This is a genomic window from Polaromonas sp. P1_G2 (assembly GCF_056405515.1).
In genome coordinates, this window is the sequence record NZ_JBFUBY010001647.1 from 1 (window position 1) to 373 (window position 373).

Below are 373 nucleotides of genomic sequence, written 5' to 3' on the forward strand. Positions count from 1 at the left end.
GATCAAGCCTTCCTTGTAGAGCCGGACGAAGACTTCGAGCACGGCCTGCGACAGGCCTTCGTCCATGGTGAAGCGCTCGCGCGACCAGTCGCAGGACGCGCCAAGGCGCCTGAGCTGGTTGAAGATCATGCCGCCGGACTCGTCTTTCCACTGCCAGATGCGATCGACGAAGGCTTCGCGGCCCATGTCGCGGCGCGACGGCTCCTGCCGTTCCTTCAACTGGCGTTCGACCACCATCTGCGTGGCGATGCCGGCATGGTCCATGCCCGGCTGCCAGAGCACGTCCTTGCCGCGCATCCGCTCGAAGCGGACCATGATGTCCTGCAGCGTGTTGTTGAGCGCGTGGCCCATATGCAGCGAGCCGGTGACGTTC

General features: G+C 64.6%; 1 protein-coding gene. It reads right to left on the minus strand.

Going from position 1 to position 373, the window contains the following annotated elements:
• Positions 1–373: class I tRNA ligase family protein (locus AC1D0P_RS31950; RefSeq protein WP_477680392.1), on the minus strand; the 373-nt coding region annotated here is incomplete at both ends.